Origin of the sequence: Amycolatopsis sp. Poz14 (assembly GCF_006704225.1) — a bacterium.
Lineage (GTDB): Bacteria > Actinomycetota > Actinomycetes > Mycobacteriales > Pseudonocardiaceae > Amycolatopsis > Amycolatopsis nivea.
Window position 1 is genome coordinate 6,887,720 of sequence record NZ_JACLHD010000001.1, and the last position, 18,528, is coordinate 6,906,247.

The 18,528-nt window shown below is 71.2% G+C and carries 1 protein-coding gene; it reads right to left on the reverse strand.

Annotation, left to right across the window (positions count from 1 at the left end; all coding sequences use genetic code 11):
- Window positions 1–3 precede the first annotated feature (3 nt).
- Window positions 4–18,468, reverse strand: coding sequence for a non-ribosomal peptide synthase/polyketide synthase (locus FKO37_RS32050; protein WP_238606947.1), 18,465 nt, complete (start codon window positions 18,466–18,468; stop codon window positions 4–6).
- Window positions 18,469–18,528: the final 60 nt, after the last annotated feature.

An 18,528-nucleotide genomic window follows, 5' to 3' on the forward strand; every position in this document is an offset into this window, starting at 1 on the left:
TCCTCACGATTCCAGTTCTGCGGCAAGCCGTTCCAGCTCGCTCAGCACGAGGTCTTCGACGGTTTCGGCCAGCGCCGCGACGGTGCGCGCGGCCATCACGTCGGCCGGGGTGAGCCGGACGTCGAAGAGCGCGCTGGCTTGGGCGGAAATCTGCAGGCTGCGCAGCGAATCCCCGCCGAGGGAGAAGAAATTGTCCTGCGTGCCGACGCGGTCCGCGCCGAGCACCTCGGCCCAGATCCCGGCGAGCGCGCGCTCGGTCTCGGTCGCCGGTTCGACGTGCCCGGCCTCCGCCGCCCGCGGGACGGGCAGCGCACGCCGGTCGAGTTTTCCGTTGGCGCTCACCGGAAGCCGGTCGAGCGCGACGAACACCGACGGCACCAGGTAGTCCGGCAGCGACCGGGCAAGGAACTCCCGGAGCGCTTCTTCTCCGGCCGCCGACACGACGTACGCGACCAGCCGCTTCGCGCCCGGCTGGTCCTCCCGGACGAGCACCGCGGCCTGCGCGACGTCCGGATGCCGGGCCAGCGCGGCCTCGACCTCGCCCGGTTCGGCCCGGAACCCGCGCAGTTTGACCTGGTCGTCGCGGCGGCCGAGGAATTCCAGGGCGCCGTCGGGCCGCCAGCGGACGACGTCGCCGGTGCGGTACATCCGCTCCCCCGGCGGGCCTTCCGGGTCGGCGACGAACCGGTCCGCGGTCAGCCCCGGCCGGTCCCGGTAGCCCCGGGCCAGGCCCGCGCCGGCCAGGCACAGTTCGCCGGGCACGCCGGGCGGCACCGGGCGCAGGTCCGCGTCGAGCACCCGGACGCGGGCGCCGTCGAGCGGACGGCCGATCGGGATCCGGTCCGGCGGCGGCGCGTCCATCGGATAGGCGGTGGCGAACACGGTCGTCTCGGTCGGGCCGTAGCCGTCGACGACCCGCAGCCCGGGACACGCTGCCAGCACCCGCCGCACCGCTTCGGCCGGGACGACGTCGCCGCCGGTCCAGACCTCGCGCAGGCCGGCGAAGCACTCCGGCGTTTCCTGGGCGAGGATCCGGAACAGCCCCGCGGTGACCCAGACCGAGGTCAGGCCGTGCTCGCGGACGAGCCCGCGCAGCAGCGGCGCGTCGAGGGCGGTGTCCGGGCTGGTGACGACCCAGCCGCCGGTGAGCAGCGGCACCCACAGCTCGTAGGTCGAGGCGTCGAACGCGAGCGGCGAATGCAGCAGGACCCGTTCGTGCGCGCCGCCGCGGAACCGGTGGTCGGCGGCCAGCGCCGCGATGTCGCGGTGGCGCACCACCACGCCCTTCGGCACCCCGGAGGAGCCGGACGTGTACATCACGCAGGCCGCCTGATCCGGGTCTGTGCCAAGCTCCGGGTCGCTGTCCGGCTCATCGTCCACAGAGGACAGCAGCACGGTCTGACCGAGCGGATGTTCTTCCGCAGCAACGATGAACCGGACGCCGTCGAGCAGCATCCGTTGCCGCTCGAGCGGAGCGCGCGCGTCGATCGGCAGATAAGCGCCGCCCGCCTTGACCACGGCCAGTTCGGCGATCACCGCGGCCGCGTGGTCCACGGCGAGCCCGACCGGTTCCTCCGGCCGCAGCCCGAGCCCGGCCAGCCGGTTCGCCAGGCGGTTGGCCCGCCGGTTCAGCTCGGCGTACGTGACCGGTTCGCCGTCGAGGACGGCCGCGAGCGCGTTCGGCCGGAGACGGACCTGCTCGGCGAACAAATCCGGCAGCGACCGGGGTTCGGGCGGGCCGCAGGTCGCCGCTCGTTCGGCGAGGAGGTGGGTTTCGGCCGCGGTCATGACCGGGACAGCGCCGAGCGTCCGGGTGCCGTCCACGGTCAGGCCGCTGAGGATTTCCAGCAGCCGCGCCGCCAGGCTGGTCACCGTCGCGGAGTCGAAGAGCGCCGGGTCGTAGCCAACATCCACCGTCAGCTCCGAACCGGGCGAGGCGACGACGGTGATCGGGAAGTTCGTCGTCTCCCGCGCGGAGAGGTCGCGCACGGTCAGGCCGTGGCCCGCCGCCGCACCAGTGATCGGGTAGTTCTCGAACACCACGAGGCTGTCGCACAGGTTCACCCCGCCGGGCAGGCCCGCCCAGCCCTGGACGCGCGCCAGCGGGACGTGCCCGTGCCCGCGTGCTTCCGCCTGCGCTGCCTGCAACTGGGCGAGCCACTCCGCGACGGGACGGCCGCGGTCCACCGCGACCCGCACCGGCAGGGTGTTGATGAAGATGCCCGGAATGTCGTCCACCCCGGACACTTCGGCCGGGCGGCTGGACGCGGTCGCCCCGAACACGACGTCGTTCTGTCCACTGTAGACCGACAGCAGCAGCGCCCACGCTCCCTGCAGCACGACGTTGTGCGTGAGGCCGTGGCGTTTGACGAACGCGTCCAGCCGGGCGGTGGCGGCGCGGTCCAGGTGCACGGGCAGCCACTCGGCCGAGCACGGGGCGTGGCCGGACGGCGGGGTCCGGTCGGTCGGCAGCTGCGTCGGGCCTTCGATCCCGGCGAGCGCGGTGCGCCAGAACTCTTCGGCCGCGGCCTGGTCGTGCTCGCCCAGCCAGGCGAGGTAGTCGCGGAACGGCGGACGGGACGGCAGCGGCTGTCCGGCGTAGGCGGTGCAGACGTCCGAGAGCACTTGGAAGACGCTCCAGCCGTCGAGGAGGACGTGGTGGAACGTCCACAGCACCAGGACTTCTGTGTCGGACAGCCGGGCGAGCGTGATGCGGGCCAGCGGCGCGACGGCCAGGTCCAGGCCCTCCGCGCGGTCTTCGGCGAGCAGCCGTGCCAGCTCCGCGTCGTGGGTGTCCAGCTCGGTCCAGTCGAGGTGCCGGACCGGCAGTTCGGCTTCGCGGTGCACGACCTGGACCGGCTCGTCCACGCCGGTCCAAACGAACGACGTGCGCAGGACCGGCGTGCGGTCGACGACCTGCTGCCACGCCTCGCCGAGCCGCTGCGGATCGGTGACTCCTTCGAGCACGAAGGTCGCCTGCTCGAAGTACATGCCTTGCGCGGTCTGGGACAGTCCGTGGAAGACCATTCCGCCCTGCATCGGCGTCAGCGGATAGATGTCCTCGACCGCCCGTCCCGCGACGAGCCGGTCCACTCCTGCCTGGTCGAGCGCGGCGAGCGGGAAGTCGGACGGGGTGCGTCCGCCCGCGTCCGGCTCGGCGCAGTGCGCGATGATTTCCCGCAGCGCCGACAGCATCTGCTCGGCCAGGGTTTCGACGGTGTCCCCGGCGGTGGCGTGCGACCAGGTCAGTTCCAGCTCGCCTGCTTCGACCCGGCCGACGACGTCGAGCACGTGGGTGCGAGGTGCTTCCGGGTCGACGTCGGCGTCCAGGCTGCCGACGCGGAACAGCCCGCCTTCGGTCGCGCTGAACTGGCCGAGGTAGTTGAAGCTCACCTGCGGGTCGATCGCCGGGGCCGTGCCGGTCAGGTAGCGCAGTGCGCCGTAACCGATGCCTCGCCGCGGGATCGCGCGCAGCTGTTCCTTGACCGACTTCAGCGCGGGGCCCCATTCGTCCGGGACGTCCAGCGCGACCGGGAACATGCTGGTGAACCAGCCGACCGTCCGGGACAGGTCGACCCCCTCGAACAGGTCCTCGCGGCCGTGGCCCTCCAGGTCGATCACCGCGATTTCGCCGGTCCAGTCCCTGAGGACGCGGCCCAGCGCGGTCAGCAGCACGTCGTTGACCTGCGTCCGGTAGACCTCGGGGACGTCCTGCAGCAGCGCCCTGGTTTCCTCGGCGGTGAGGCGCACGGTGACCTCGCGGGTGTCGGCGATGAGGCCCGGGGCACCCGGCGCGACCGGCGGGAGAGACTGCCAGTGGGCGAGTTCGTCGTCGAAACCGCCTGCCTCGGCGTGTTCGGCGAGCCGCCGGGCCCAGGCGAGGAACGACGTCGTCTTCGGTTCCAGCTCTTCGCCTCGATAGGCGGTTTCCAGGTCCTCCAGGAGAATCCGCCACGAGACGCCGTCGATGACCAGGTGGTGCACGGCCAGCAGCAGCCGTCGTCCGTCGAGGACCGCGTTCACCAGCGGGCCGTGTCGGACATCGAAGACGGGCTCGCCGACGAGCAGGTCCGCCGGGCCGGGCGGGTCGCTGTGCTGAGTTTGGCCGAACCGCAGGCGCAGGGCGTCGTGGTGGGCCCAGACCGTGGCGAGCGCCCGGCGCAGCGCGGGCTCGTCGACGTCCTCGGCGAATTCCAGGACGACCCGCTGGTCGAACCGCTCCGGCTGGGTCTCGAAGTACCAGCGCTGGATCGGCGTGAGCGGCGCTTCGCCCACGACCGGTCCTTGCTCGGCCTTCGGCCTGCGGTCCCCGCCGGCGTGCGCGGCGAGCGCGGCCAGCGTCGGATGCCGGAACACCTCGTGCGGCAACAGGATCAGCCCGGCGCGACGGGCCCGGGAGACGACCTGGATGCTGAGAATCGAATCGCCGCCGAGTTCGAAGAAGTTCGTCTCGGCCCCGACGTCCTCGACGCCGAGCACCTCCGACCAGATCCCGGCCAGGACCCGTTCGGCTTCCGTCGCCGGGGCGGTGCGGGTGCCGGTCGCGGCGAAGTCGGGGGCGGGCAGAGCGTTCCGGTCGAGTTTTCCGTTGCGATTCAAGGGCAATCGGTCCAGTCGGACGAACGCAGCCGGGACCATATAGTCCGGCAAGGTCCGGCCGAGGAACGCGGGCAGTTCGTCCGCTTCGCCGAGGTAGTAGGCGACGAGCCGCTTGACGCCGTGATCCTCGCGGGCCAGCACGGCGGCCTGCGAGATGCCGGGGTGCGCGGCGAGCGCGGCCTCGACCTCGCCGGGTTCGATGCGGAAGCCGCGGATCTTGACCTGCTCGTCCACCCGGCCGGCGAAGTCCAGTTCGCCCCGCGCGGTCCAGCGGACGAGGTCGCCGGTGCGGTACATCCGCTCCCCCGGCGGCCCGAACGGGTCGGGCAGGAACCGTTCGGCGGTCAGGCCGGGAGCGCCGTAGTAGCCGCGCGCCAAGCCCGCGCCGGCGAGGTGGAGTTCGCCGAGCGCGCCCGGCGGCACCGGCCGCAGATCCGGGCCGAGGACGTAGGCGCGGGTGTTGTCCAGCGGCTTCCCGATCGGCACCACGTCCGGGACCGGGCCGAGGACCGGATGCGCCAGAGCGAACGTCGTGGTCTCGGTCGGGCCGTAGACGTCCAGGACGGTCGTGTCCGGGCAGGTTTCCCGCACGCGCCGCACGGCAGCCGACGGGACCGCGTCGCCACCGGCCCAGACCTCCTTCAGGCCGCGGAAGATCTCCGGGGCTTCCCGGGCCACGAGCCGGAACAGGCCGGTGGTGAGGAAGGCGGCGTCGACCCGGTGCTCGGCGAACAAGCGGCCGATGGTGTCCAGATCGAGGTCTCCGGGCGGGGCGACGACGACCGTGCCGCCGTTGAGCAGCGGCACCCAGAGTTCGTACGTCGAAGCGTCGAAAGCCTGCGACGCGTGCAGCAACACCCGGCGGTGCCCGGCGAAACGCCGGTCGGCCGTGAGCGCCACGATGTCGCGGCGGGTGGGTGCGACGCCCTTCGGCTTTCCGGTCGACCCCGAGGTGTACATGACGTACGCCAGGTTCGCCGGGTCTGCCTTCGGGAGCTTTACCGCCGCGGTGCGCTCGCCGGGCACGACTGTGGGTCCACTGTGGACCTTAGCTGCGGTATCACGCCATTTGTCGTCGGTGACCAGGATCTTCACGCCGGACAGGAGGGTTTTGAGCCGGGGTTCGGGCGCGCGGGTGTCGAGCGGCAGGTAGGCCGCACCGGCTTTGACGATCGCCAGCTCGGCGACGATCAGCCCGGGCGAACGGTCCATCAGCACGCCGACGAGCGTTTCCGGCCCCGCGCCCAGCGAAACCAGGTAGCGGGCGAGGCGGTCGGATTGCCGGTCCAGCTCCGCGTAGGTCAGGCGGATCCCGTCGCCCGCCACCGCGACCGCTTCCGGTGCTTGCCGGACCTGCTCGGCGAACAATTCGGTCAGGTCGTCGTCCGGGAACGGCTGGGCAGTGTCGTTCCACTCGACCAGCACCCGGTGGCGCTCCGTCGGGGTGAGGAGGTCGATGTCTTCCAGCGGTCCCGGGCCCGCGCTGAAGGCGTCGAGAACGGCGAGGAGCTGACGGGTGATCCGCTCGGCGGTCTCGGGGTCGAACAGGTCGGGGTCGTAGCCGATGTCGAGGGTCAGCTGCTCCCCCGGCGACGCGACGATGCTGATCGGATAGTTCGTCGTCTCGGCCGCGTCGACGTCCCGCAGCCGCAGCCCGGGCGTCGACGCCTGGTCGATGGGGTAGTTCTCGAACACCACGATGCTGTCGAAAAGGCTTCCGCCGCAACCACTCCACGCCTGCAGCTTCGTCAGCGGAAGGTGGCCGTAACGACGGGATTCGACTTGTCCGGCCTGCAACTCAGCCAGCCACTCGGATACGTCGGCCCCGGTCACGGTGGTCCGCACGGGCAGGGTGTTGATGAAGATGCCGGTGATGTCGTCCGCGCCGGGAAGGTCGACCGGACGCCCGGAAACCGTGGTGCCGAAGCAGACGTCGCGCTCGCCGCTGAGCCTCGCCAGCACCAGCGCCCACGCGCCCTGCAGAACGGTATTGAGCGTGAGACCGGCCCGGCGCGCGAAGTCACGCAGCCGTCCCGAGTTTTCGACCGGCACGCGCAGCCATTCCGACGACCGGCTCGTGTGCGCCTGCGCCGGAGCCCGGTCGTACGGCAGCCGGGCGGGAGCGACGAGGCTGCCGAGTTCGCGCCGCCAGTGTTCCTCGGCGGCCGCGTCGTCCTGCCGGTCCAGCCAGGCAACATAGTCGCGGAAGGGCGGGCGCTCGGGCGACTCCGCACCGGAGTACGCGGCGAAGACATCGGACAGCACGCCGAAGACGCTCCAGCCGTCGAGCAGGACGTGATGGAATGTCCACAGCACACGGACCTCGGTGTCCGACAACCGTGCGAAAGCCAGCCGTAGCAACGGCATTTCGGTGAAATCGAGCCCTTGGGCCCGGTCGGCGGCCAGCAGGCCCTGCCACGCCTGGTCGCGTTCGTCCGGGGTGCGGCCCCGCCAGTCGTGCCGGGCGATCGGGACCGGGACCTGCCGCTGGACGACCTGGACCGGTTCGGGCACGCCCTCCCAGGCGATCCGCGTCCGCAGCACCGGCGTCCGGTCGACCACTCGCTGCCACGCCCGTTCCAGCGCGGCCAAGTCCTCGACGCCGTCCAGCACAAACCCGACTTGCTGGAAGTAGACCCGTTCGCCGGGCTGGGACAGCGCGTGGAACACCATCCCGGACTGCATGGGTGTCAGCGGGTAGACGTCCTCGATTTCGCGGCCGTCGCCGACCAGTTCGTCCACAGTGGATTGGTCGAGGGCGGCGAGCGGGAAGTCCGACGGCGTCCGGCCGCCCGCGCCCGGCTCGGCGCAGTGCCGGATGATCTCGCGCAGCGCGCTCGTCATCGCGGCGGCGAGCGTGTCCATAGTGGATTCTTTGTGGATTCCTTCGGCGTAATACCAGGTCAATTCCAGTTGGCCGGATTCGACGCGGCCGACGACATCGAGCAGGTGCGCGCGAGCCGAGCGCGGACTTTCGTCGGATTCGAGACGGCCGGAACCGAACTGGCCGAGATAGTTGAAGCTCACCTGCGGGTCAATTTCCGGCGCGGTCCCGGTCAGGTAGCGCAGTGCGCCGTAACCGATCCCTCGTCGCGGCACTGCGCGCAGTTGTTCCTTGACGGACTTGAGCGCCGTGCCCCAGTCGTCCGGGACGTCCAGCGCCACCGGGAAGACCGTGGTGAACCAGCCGACCGTCCGGGACAAGTCGACGTCGTCGAACAGGTCCTCGCGGCCGTGGCCCTCCAGGTCGACCACCGCGGTCCCGCCGGTCCAGTCGCGCAGGACGCGGCCGAGGGCGGTGAGCAGCACGTCGTTGACCTGCGTGCGATACGCCTTCGGGACGTCTCGCAGCAGCGCCCCGGTCTCCGCCGCCGACAGCCGGACGGTCACGGAGCGCAGGGAAGCGTTGGTCGCGTCGCCTCGGCCGTCGACCGGCACCGTGGTCCGACCGGAAACGCCGCGCCAGTAGCCGAGTTCGTCGTCGAACCCGCCCTCGGCAGCGTGCTCCGAGAGGCGGATCGCCCAGTCGCGGAAGGACGTCGTGCGCGAGCCGAGGTCGATTGGTTTGCCTTCCCGCACCTGGTCGTAGGCGCGCTCGAAGTCCTCGAGGAGCACGCGCCACGAGACGCTGTCGACCACGAGGTGGTGCACGGACAGCCGGTCCTGCTCGAACCGGACCAGCGGTGCCTCGGCGCCGACCGGGCCGTTCTCCTGAAGCCAGTGCGTTTCGCCGCGGGCGAAGCGCATCCGGAGCGCGTCGTGGTGGGTCAGCAGGGCCTCGACGGCCGCGCGCGCCGCGTCCGCATCGAGCGTTCCCAAGTGGACGAACTGATGGAAGTGGTCCGGTTCGGCGGTTTGCGTCGCGAAGAACCAGCGCTGGATCGGCGTGAGCGGCACCGGGCCGTGGACCGGGCCGCGCTCGACCGCCGTCGTCGTGGTGCGGGCCGCCGCGGCGAGCGCGGCCGGGGTCCGGTGGGCGAACAGGTCGCCGGGCTGCAGTTCCAGTCCGGCCCGGCGGGCGCGGGAGACGACCTGCATGCTGAGGATCGAATCGCCGCCGAGCTCGAAGAAATCGTCGGTCGCGCCGACGCGTTCGACGCCGAGCACGTCGGCCCAGATCTCGGCGATGGCGCGTTCGCGCTCGGTCCGCGGCGCGACGTGGTCCCGCGCGCCGAATTCGGGAGTGGGCAGCGCCTGCCGGTCGAGCTTCCCGTTGACGTTCACCGGGAATCGCTCCAGCCGGACGAACGCGGCGGGCACCATATAGTCCGGCAGCGTCCGGCCGAGGAATTCCGCCAGGCCGTCGGTCTCGCCGACGATGTAGGCGACCAGCCGCTTCACGCCGCCGTCCTCGCGGGCCAGCACAGCGGCCTGTTCGACGCCGGGATGCTCGCCGAGCGCGGCCTCGATTTCGCTCGGTTCGACCCGGAACCCGCGGATCTTGACCTGCTCGTCGGCCCGGCCGACGAACTCGAGCGCGCCTTCGTCGTTCCAGCGGACGAGGTCGCCAGTGCGGTACATCCGCTCCCCCGGCGGGCCGAACGGATCCGCGACGAACCGGTCCGCGGTCAGCCCGGACCGCCCGAGGTAACCGCGCGCCAGGCCCGCGCCGGCGATGTGCAGTTCGCCGGGCGCGCCGGGCGGGACGAGCCGGAGGTCGTCGTCGAGGACGTACACGCGGGTGTGGTCGAGCGGACCGCCGATCGGGACGACGTCCGGGACGTCGCCGGGCAGCGGGTGCACGGTCGCGAACGTCGTGGTCTCGGTGGGGCCGTAGACGTCGGCGACCAGGGTGTCCGGGCAGGCCGCCTGGACCCGGCGCAGCGCGGCCGCGGGGACGGCGTCGCCGCCGGTCCAGACTTCGCGCACGCCCGCGAAGACCTCCGGCGATTCCTGCGCGACCAGGCGGAACAGGCCGGTGGTGAGGAACGCGCCGGTCACGCCGTGCGTGGTGAGCGAGCGGCCGAGCGTCTCGACGTCCACGTCTCCCGGCGGGGCCAGCACGACCGTGCCGCCGTTGAGCAGCGGCACCCACAGCTCGTAGGTCGCGGCGTCGAAGGCCTGTTGCGAGTGCAGCAGAATCCGGTCGTGGCGGGCGAAGCGCTGGTCGAGCGTGAGCGCCACGACGTCGCAATGCCGCGCCGAAACGCCCTTCGGACGGCCGGTCGAACCGGACGTGTAGATGACGTAGGCGAGTTGTTCGGGGTCGACCCGGACGTCCGGCGGCGTGTCGGGGGCGCTGCTCTCGCCGGTGAGGATGGTGCCGGTGTGGACGTCTTCGGCGGTCGCCAACCACGCCGCGTCGGCCAGGAGGACGGTTGCCTCGGCCTCGTGCAGGAGCAGGCGCAGCCGGTCGGCCGGGGCGCGCAGGTCCAGCGGCAGGTAAGCCCCACCGGCCTTGACGATCGCGAGTTCCGCGACGACGAGTTCCGGCGAGCGGTTCATCAGGACGGCAACCCGGTCCTCGGCCTGTACTCCGGCGGCGATCAGCCGGTGGGCCAGCCGGTTCGCGCGGACGTCGAGTTCGCGGTAGGTGATCTGCTCGTCGTCCGTCACCAGCGCAACGGCGTCCGGAGTCCGCCGGACCTGGGCCTCGAACAGCTCGGGCACCGCCTTGGCCGGGAGCGGGCGGGCCGTCTCGTTCCGCTCGGCGAGCAGGTGCTTGATCTCGGTCTCGGAGAGCATCGGCACCCGGGACACCGGCTCGTGCGGGGCCGCGACCATGCCCCGGACCAGTGCTTCGAGGTGCGCCGCGAGCCTCGCCGCCGCCGGGCCTCCGATCCGCTCCGGGTCGTGCGTGAGAATGAGCGACAGCTTCCGTCCGGGGTAGGCGACGACGCCCAGCGGGTAACTGGTCCGTTCGGCCGCACGGACGTCGCGCAGTTCGGAGACCTCGTCGATCGGGTAGTTCTCGAAGACGACGATGTTGTCGAACAGGCTCCCGCCGCCGCTCCACGCTTGCAGTTTCGTCAGGCCGACGTGCCCGAAGCGGCGCGATTCCGCTTGCGCCGCTTGGAGATCGCGCAACCAGTCCGTGACCGCGCGGGTGCCGTCGAGCCGGACGCGCACCGGCAGCGTGTTGATGAAGATGCCGGGGATGTCGTCCGCGCCAGGCAATTCCGCTGGACGGCCGGACACCGTCGCGCCGAAGCACACCTCGGTTTCGCCGCTGTAGCGCGCCAGCAACGCGGCCCACGCGCCTTGGACGACGGTGTTGACCGTCAGCCGGTTCCGCCGCGCGAAGGCGTACACGGCGGCGGACGTCTCGTCGTCCAGTTCCACCGGGATCCGGCCGGTCGAACTCGATGTGTGCGTGCGGGCGGCGGGGCGTTCGAGCGGCAACGGAGTCGGTGCGACCCCGGCGAGTTCAGCTCGCCAGTATGCCTCGGCGCGCTCGTCGTCCTGGGCGGCGAGCCAGGCCGCGTAGTCGCGGAAAGGCGGCCGGACGGGCGGTTCTTCGCCGCGCAGCAGGGCGACGACGTCGGAGAGAATGCCGAAGACGCTCCAGCCGTCGAGGAGGACGTGGTGGAAGGTCCAGAGCACCCGCACCCGGGTGGCGGATTCCTTCGCGATCACCAGCCGGGCGAGCGGGGCTCGGGCGAGATCGAATCCCTCCGCAAGGTCCTGTGCCAGAAGCCGCTTCAGCGCTTCCTCGGCATCCACAGTGGACCAGTCCAGATAGGACACTGGCAGTTCGACCTTACGGTGCACGATCTGCAGCGGCTGAGGAACGCCGTCCCACACGATCCGGCTGCGCAGGATCGGGGTCCGCTCGACAATCCGTCGCCAAGCCTCGCCGAGCCGTTGCGGATCGGGCACATCGTCCACAGTGAACGAAACCTGTTCAAAGTAGACGCGGTCGCCGGGCTGGGCGAGGTCGTGGAACACCATCCCCGCCTGCATCGGCGTCAGCGGGTAAATGTCCTCGACGTCCCGGCCGTCGCCGACCAGTGCGTCCACTGTGGATTGCTCGATTGCCACCAGCGGGAAGTCTGACGGCGTCCGCCCGCCCGCTTCCGGCTCCGCGCAATGCCGGATAATCTCGCGCAGCGCTTCGGCCATCGCCGCCGCCAGCCGGTCCACAGTGGATTCCTCGTGGACGCCTTCGGCGTAATGCCAAGCCAGCTCCAGCTCACCGCCCTCGACGCGACCGACCACCTCCAGCAGGTGCGGACGGACCGTCTCCGGCGAGACGTCCAGCGCGAGTTCCCGGTGCAGGGTCAGGCCGCGGGGCAGGTCGAACTGGCCGAGATAGTTGAAGCTCACCTGCGGTTCGATCACCGGCGCGGACCCGGCGAGATACCGCAGCGCGCCGTAGCCGATCCCCCGGCGCGGCACCGCGCGCAGCTGCTCCTTGACCGCTTTGAGCGCCGCGCCCCAGCCGCCCGGAACGTCCAGCGCTACCGGGAAGATGCTGGTGAACCAGCCGACCGTCCGCGACAGGTCGACCCCGTCGAACAGCTCCTCGCGGCCGTGGCCTTCGAGGTCGATCACCGGCCGGTGCCCGGTCCAGTCCCCCAGCACCCGGCCCAGCGCGGCCAGCAGCACGTCGTTGACCTGTGTCCGGTACGCCTGCGGCACCTCGCGCAGCAACGCGCGCGTCTCGTCGGCGGTGAGCCGGGCGGTGACGACGCGGGCGCGGCCGAAGGTGTTCTCCGCCGGGCCGTCGACCGGGAGCGGGGTCGGCGTGGGCAGCTCCCACCAGTGCGCGAGTTCGTCGTCGAAGCCGCCCGCTGCCGCGTGCTCGGCCAGCCTGTTCGCCCACTCGCGGTAGGACGTCGTCCGCGGGCCGAGGTCGATCGGTTCCTCGCGCACGGCCTGCTGGTAAGCGCGGTCGAGGTCTTCGAGCAGCAACCGCCACGACACGCCGTCGACCACCAGGTGGTGCGCGGCCAGGTGCAGCGTCCGCGGCTCGCCAGTCAGCGACCAGCGCAGCAGCGTGTGCCCTCCGCCGGCCGGGGCGTTGTACTGGTGCCAGGCCTCGCGGTCGTGGCTGAACCGCATCCGCAGCGCGTCGTGCCGTTCGGACAACGCGGCCAGCGCGCGGATCAGCGCGGTCAAGTCGACGTCGGCGGGCAGTTCGACGGCGATCGTCTGGTCGAAGCGGTCCGCGTCCAGGCCGAAGAACCAGTGCTGGATCGGGGTGAGGACGACGTCGCCGCTTTCCGGGCCGCGTTCCGGGATCGCCGCGGCTTCGCTGACGGCCGGGGCGAGCGCGGCGATGGTCTGGTGGCGGAAGAGGTCGGCGGTGGTCACGCTGAGTCCCGCTTGCCGGGCCCGGGAACTCACCTGGATGCTCAGGATCGAATCGCCGCCGAGGGCGAAGAAGTTGTCGTCCACGCCGACGCGGTCGAGGCCGAGCACGTCCGCCCAGATCCCGGCGAGAACGGCTTCCCGTGCGGTGCGCGGGGCCACCTTCTGCTCGCTGGCGACCTGCGGCTCCGGCAGCGCGCGGCGGTCGACCTTGCCATTGGCGGTGAGCGGCAGCTCGGCCAGCGGGACGAGTACTGACGGCACCATGTAGTCCGGCAGCGTGCGCGCGACGGCCCGGCGGAGTGCTTCGGTGTCGATGTTCGCCGGGACCACGTAGCCGACCAGTTGCTTGCGTCCGCCGGTCGCCCGGATCGTCACGAACGCCTGCGCCACCCCTTCTTCGGCGGCCAGGGCGCGTTCGACCTCGGCCGGTTCGACCCGGAAGCCGCGGATCTTGACCTGCTCGTCCACGCGGCCGAGGAACTCGAGCGTCCCGTCAGTGCGCGATCGGCCCAGGTCGCCGGTCCGGTACATCCTGGAGCCGGGCTCGCCGAACGGGTCGGCGACGAACCGCTCCGCAGTCAGACCCGCCTGCCCGAAGTACCCGCGTGCGAGCCCGGCACCAGCGATGCAGACCTCGCCGGCCGCGCCGCGCGGCAGCAGGCGGAACCGGTCGTCGACGACGTGGATCCGGACGTCCCGCAGCGGCGTTCCGATCGGGATCACGTCCGGGACCTCGGCCGACATCCGGAACGAGGTGGCGAAGGTGGTGGTTTCGGTCGGGCCGTAGCCGTCCACGACCGCGATCCCCGGGCAGCGGTCGAGGACCCTTCGCACGGCGGGCGGGGGCACGACGTCGCCGCCGGTCCAGACCTCGCGGAGTCCGGCGAAGCACTCGGGCGTCTCCTCGGCGAAGAGCCGGAACAGGCCCGCGGTCAGCCAGAGTGCGGTGATGTCATGCTTCGTGACTAGCTGCTGGATCGCGTCGGCGTCCAGGTCGCCGGGCGGCGCGACGATCACGGTGCCGCCGTTGAGCAGCGGCACCCACAGCTCGTAGGTCGAGGCGTCGAAGGCGAGCGGGGAATGCAGCAGGACGCGCTCGTGGCCGGCGAAGCGCGGATCGGTCGCGAGTGCCGTGACGTCCGCATGGCGTACTGCTACGCCCTTGGGGACGCCGGTGGAGCCTGAGGTGTACTCGACGTAGGCCAGATTCTGGGGGCTCAGCGTGATTTCCGGGGCTGGTCCGTCCACATCCGCCACGACCAAGGACGTTCCTTTGTGGACGGTTGCCGCAGTGTCGTGCCAGGTGCGATCGGTGAGCACCAGCGACACTCCGTCAAGTACGCGGCGCAGGCGATCGGCCGGGGCGCGCAGGTCCAGCGGAAGGTAGACCGCGCCTGCCTTGAGGATCGCGAGCACGGCCACGACGAGGTCGGCCGAGCGGTCCATCAGCACGCCGACCCGCTCCTCCGGTCGGACGCCTTGCCGGATCAGGTGCTGGGCAAGGCCGTTTGCCCGGTTCTGCAGTTCTGCATAGGTCAGTCGGATGTCGCCGCTCACGACCGCGGTCTGGTCGAGTTGGCGTGCCGCGCATCGATCGAACCGCTCCGGCACCGTTTCGGCGCGGGTGCTTTCGGCGGGTGCCGGGAGCAGGAACCGACGGTCGTCGGCGGTGAGCAGCGGGAGGTCGCCTATCGGCCGTGCCGGGTCGGTGGCGATGCCGGTGAGCAGGACTTCCAGGCTCTGCGTGAGCCGTTCGACGGTGGCGGCGTCGAAGAGCGCGGTGGCGTATTCGACGGTGACGCGCAGGCCGTCGGGTTGCGGCCAGAACTCGACCACGAGATCGAAACGCGCCGAGGGACGTGGCAGGGCGTACTCGCTGACCTGCAGCCCGGCGATCGTACGCTCTTCCACCAACGGGCGTTGCAGCACTACGACGGCCTGCACCAACGGCGTCCGCGACGGATCGCGTTCGGGTTGGACTTCCTCCACGATGCGGTCGAACGGGACGTCACCATGCGCGAAAGCGGCCAGCACGGTTTCGCGGAACTCGGTCAGGAAGCGATCGAACGGCTGCGCACTGTCCACTGAGGACCACAGCACGAGGGTGTTGACGAAGAACCCGGTCAGCTGCTCCAGTTCCGCCCGGTCGCGCCCGGACACTGCGGTGCCGACCGCGATGTCCCGCTGCCCGCTGTACGCAGCCAGGACGACCTGGACGGCCGCGGTCAGGGTCATGAACAGCGTGGCACCCTGTGCGCGGCCCGCTTCCGCGATGCTGCGGACCAACTCTGCAGGCAGGTCGTGCCGGTGCACCGCGCCTTCGGTGGTGCGCTGCGGGGGCCGGGGACGGTCGGTCGGCAGTGCGAGGGGTTCGAGGCCGTCGAGTGCTTCGCGCCAGTAGCCGAGCTGGTCGAGACGTTCGGACGCCAGCCGCCAGTGGGTGTAATCCTGGTAGCCGAGCGGGAGCGGGGGCAGGGACGCGCCGCCGTACAGGTCGAGGAGTTCGCCGGTGAGCACGGCGATCGACCGGCCGTCGGTGACGATGTGGTGCTGGCACAGGAGAAGCAGGTGCTCGTCCGGGGCGAGCGGGAACAGGACGGCTCGGGTCAGCGGACCCGTCCGGAGGTCGAACGGTGCGCGTAGTTCAGCCTTCAGTGTGTCTTCGTCCGGGGCGGCATCCGCTATGCTCAAGGGTACTTCCCCGGTTGGCGCTATCCGCTGTTTTCCTTGTCCCTCAATGGAATCGAAGGTCGTTCGCAGCGATTCGTGCCGCGCGCACAGCGAGGCCAGCGCCCCGTGCAGCTTGTCGAGGTCGAGCGGGCCGGACAGGCGGATCCCGACGCCGGTGTTGTACTCGGTGCTGCCGCCGGTCATCTCGTCGAGGAGCCACAACCGCCGCTGCGCCGGAGACAGCGGAAGCAGTTCCCTCGGCGACGCCACCGGAATCGCCTGCTCGGCTCGCGGACCACTTTCCAGCAGTCGGGCGAGCTGTGCCACGGTGGGCGCGTCGAAGAGCGCCCGCGCCGACAGATCCGCACCGAACCTCCGGCGCAAGCGGGACAACGCCTGTACAGCCAGAATGGAGTCGCCGCCCCTGGCGAAGAAATCGTCCTCGACACCGATCCGGTCCAAGCCCAACACTTCCGTGACGACCTCGGCAACGGCGCGTTCAGTATCCGTCCCTGGCTCGGCACCTTCCGGCTCCGCCGACGGCGCAGGCAGCGCTCTCCGATCGACCTTTCCATTGGCACTCAACGGAAGCTCGTCCAACACGACAATCGCCGACGGCACCTGATAACTCGGCAACACCGCCGCGACAACGGCTTTCAAGTCCTTCCGCAGCGCGCCCGGCACCAACACGACGTAGCCGACCAGCCGCTTCGTGCCCGGCCCGTCCTGCCGCGCGACGACCACGGCCTCCGCGACCGTGTCGTCCGCGGCCAGCACAGATTCGATCTCGCCGAGTTCCACCCGGAACCCGCGGATCTTGACCTGGTCGTCGGTGCGGCCGAGAAATTCCAGCTCGCCCTGGTCGTTCCAGCGGACCACGTCGCCGGTGCGGTACATCCGCTCGCCCGGCACGACGGGATCGGCGACGAACTTCTCCGCCGTCGCCCCGGGACGTGCCCAGTAGCCGCGCGCCAGCCCCGCGCCGGCCAGGTACAGTTCGCCGGTCGGGACCGGATTCAACGCATCGTCCAGGACATACGCGCGCACGCCGTCCAGCGGGCGGCCGATCGGAATCGCCGTGACGTCCGCCGACTCGACCGCGTGGGCCGTCATGAAGGTGGTGGTCTCGGTCGGACCGTACCCGTCAACGACCGTGATGCCGGGGCAGGCCCGCAACACCCGCCGCACCGCTGCGGGCGGGACGACGTCGCCGCCGGTCCAGACCTCTCGCACACGCTGGAAACAGTCCGGCGCTTCCTGCGCGACGACCCGGAAGAGACCCGCAGTCAGCCAGATCACACCGACCTCGAACCGGGACAGAACTTCGCGGAGACTCTCAACGTCGAGGTCACCGGGCGGCGCAACCACCACGGTCCCGCCGTTCAAGAGCGGGACCCACATCTCGTACGTGGAGGCGTCGAAGGCCGCAGGCGAGTGCAGCAACACCCGCCGATGCGCGTCCCCAGCGAATCTCCGGTCCGCCGCGAGCGCCACAACATCCCGATGCCGGACCGCGACCCCCTTGGGCGTTCCAGTCGAGCCGGAAGTATGCATCAGATACGCCAGATTGTCCGGATGCAGTGCCACGGAGGGGAATTCCGCCTCCGGCAACGCCCGCCCGAGCACGACGATCTGTCCACTGTGGACCTCCGCCGCCCGGATCGGGTCGTCAGTCAGCAGCACCGTGACCCCGGCCTCGCCCAGCAGCGTCCGCAACCGCCCGTCCGGCGCCCGCCGATCGAGCGGCACATACGCCCCACCCGCGATGACCACCGCCAACGCCGCGACGACCACCCCGGCCGACCGCTCCGCCAGCACCCCGACCCGGTCCTCCGTACGCAACCCGAGCCGCAGCAGGTAGGCGGCGAGCTTGCCTGCCTCGCCAGCCAGCTCGGCGTAGGTCAGGCGGGTCTCCGCACTCTCGACGGCGAGTGCGTCCGGATCCTGCCGCACCTTCGCAGCGAACAACGCGGGCAGGGTGGCGGCCGGATCCGCTTCAGCGTCAGCCAGCCGCGCCTCCCCGGCGACCGCGTCCGGATCCTGCCACTCCTGAGCGGCGAACAACCCGGGCACCGTGGCAACCGAGTCCGGTTCGGCGTCAGCCAACCGAGCCTCTGTACCCTCCACAGCTAGCGCATCCGGAGCCTCCCGCACCTGAGCAGTGAACGGCCCAGGCACCGTGGCGGCCGGATCCGGCTCGGCATCTGCCAACCGAGCCTCCACAGCAACCCCGTCCGGAGCCCGCCGCACCTGAGCAGCGAACGGCCCAGGCAGGGCGGCAGCCGAGTCCGGTTCGGCGTCAGCGAACCGGGTCTCGCCACCCTCCACAGCAAGCGCATCCGGAGCCTCCCGCACCTGAGCGGCGAACGGCGCGGGCAGAGCGGCTCGCTTGGCTGCCTGTTCGTCGTCAGTCGACCTGGCCTCCGCACCCTCGACGGCGACCACGTCCGGAGCCCGCCCCACCTGACCGGCGAACAGCCCGGGCACCGTGGCAGCCGGGTCCGGTTCGGCATCTGCCAACCGAGCCTCCACCGCAACCCCGTCCGGATCCCGCCGGACCTGAGGAGCGAACAGCCCAGGCACGGTGGTGGTCGAGTCCGGCTCGACATCAGCCAACCGAGCCTCCGCACCCTCCACAGCAACCCCGTCCGAAACCCGCCGCGCCTCAGCGGCGAACGATCCCGGCACGGTGGCGCCCGAATCCGCTTCGGCGTCCGGCCGCCGAGCCTCCCCACCCCCCACAGCAACCCCATCCGAAACCCGCCGCCCCTCAGCGGCGAACAATCCCGGCACGGTGGCGCCCGAATCCGCTTCGGCGTCCGGCCGCCGAGCCTCCCCACCCCCCGCAGCAACCCCATCCGGAGCCCGCCGCACCTGTTCGACGAACAACGCGGGCAGAGCAGCAGCCGGATCCGGTTCGGCCGATTTGTCTTGGGCGGTCATCGTCGTTCGCTACCTTCCGGGCACACCAACGGATCCCGCCTGGCGCGGGTGGGGACGAGG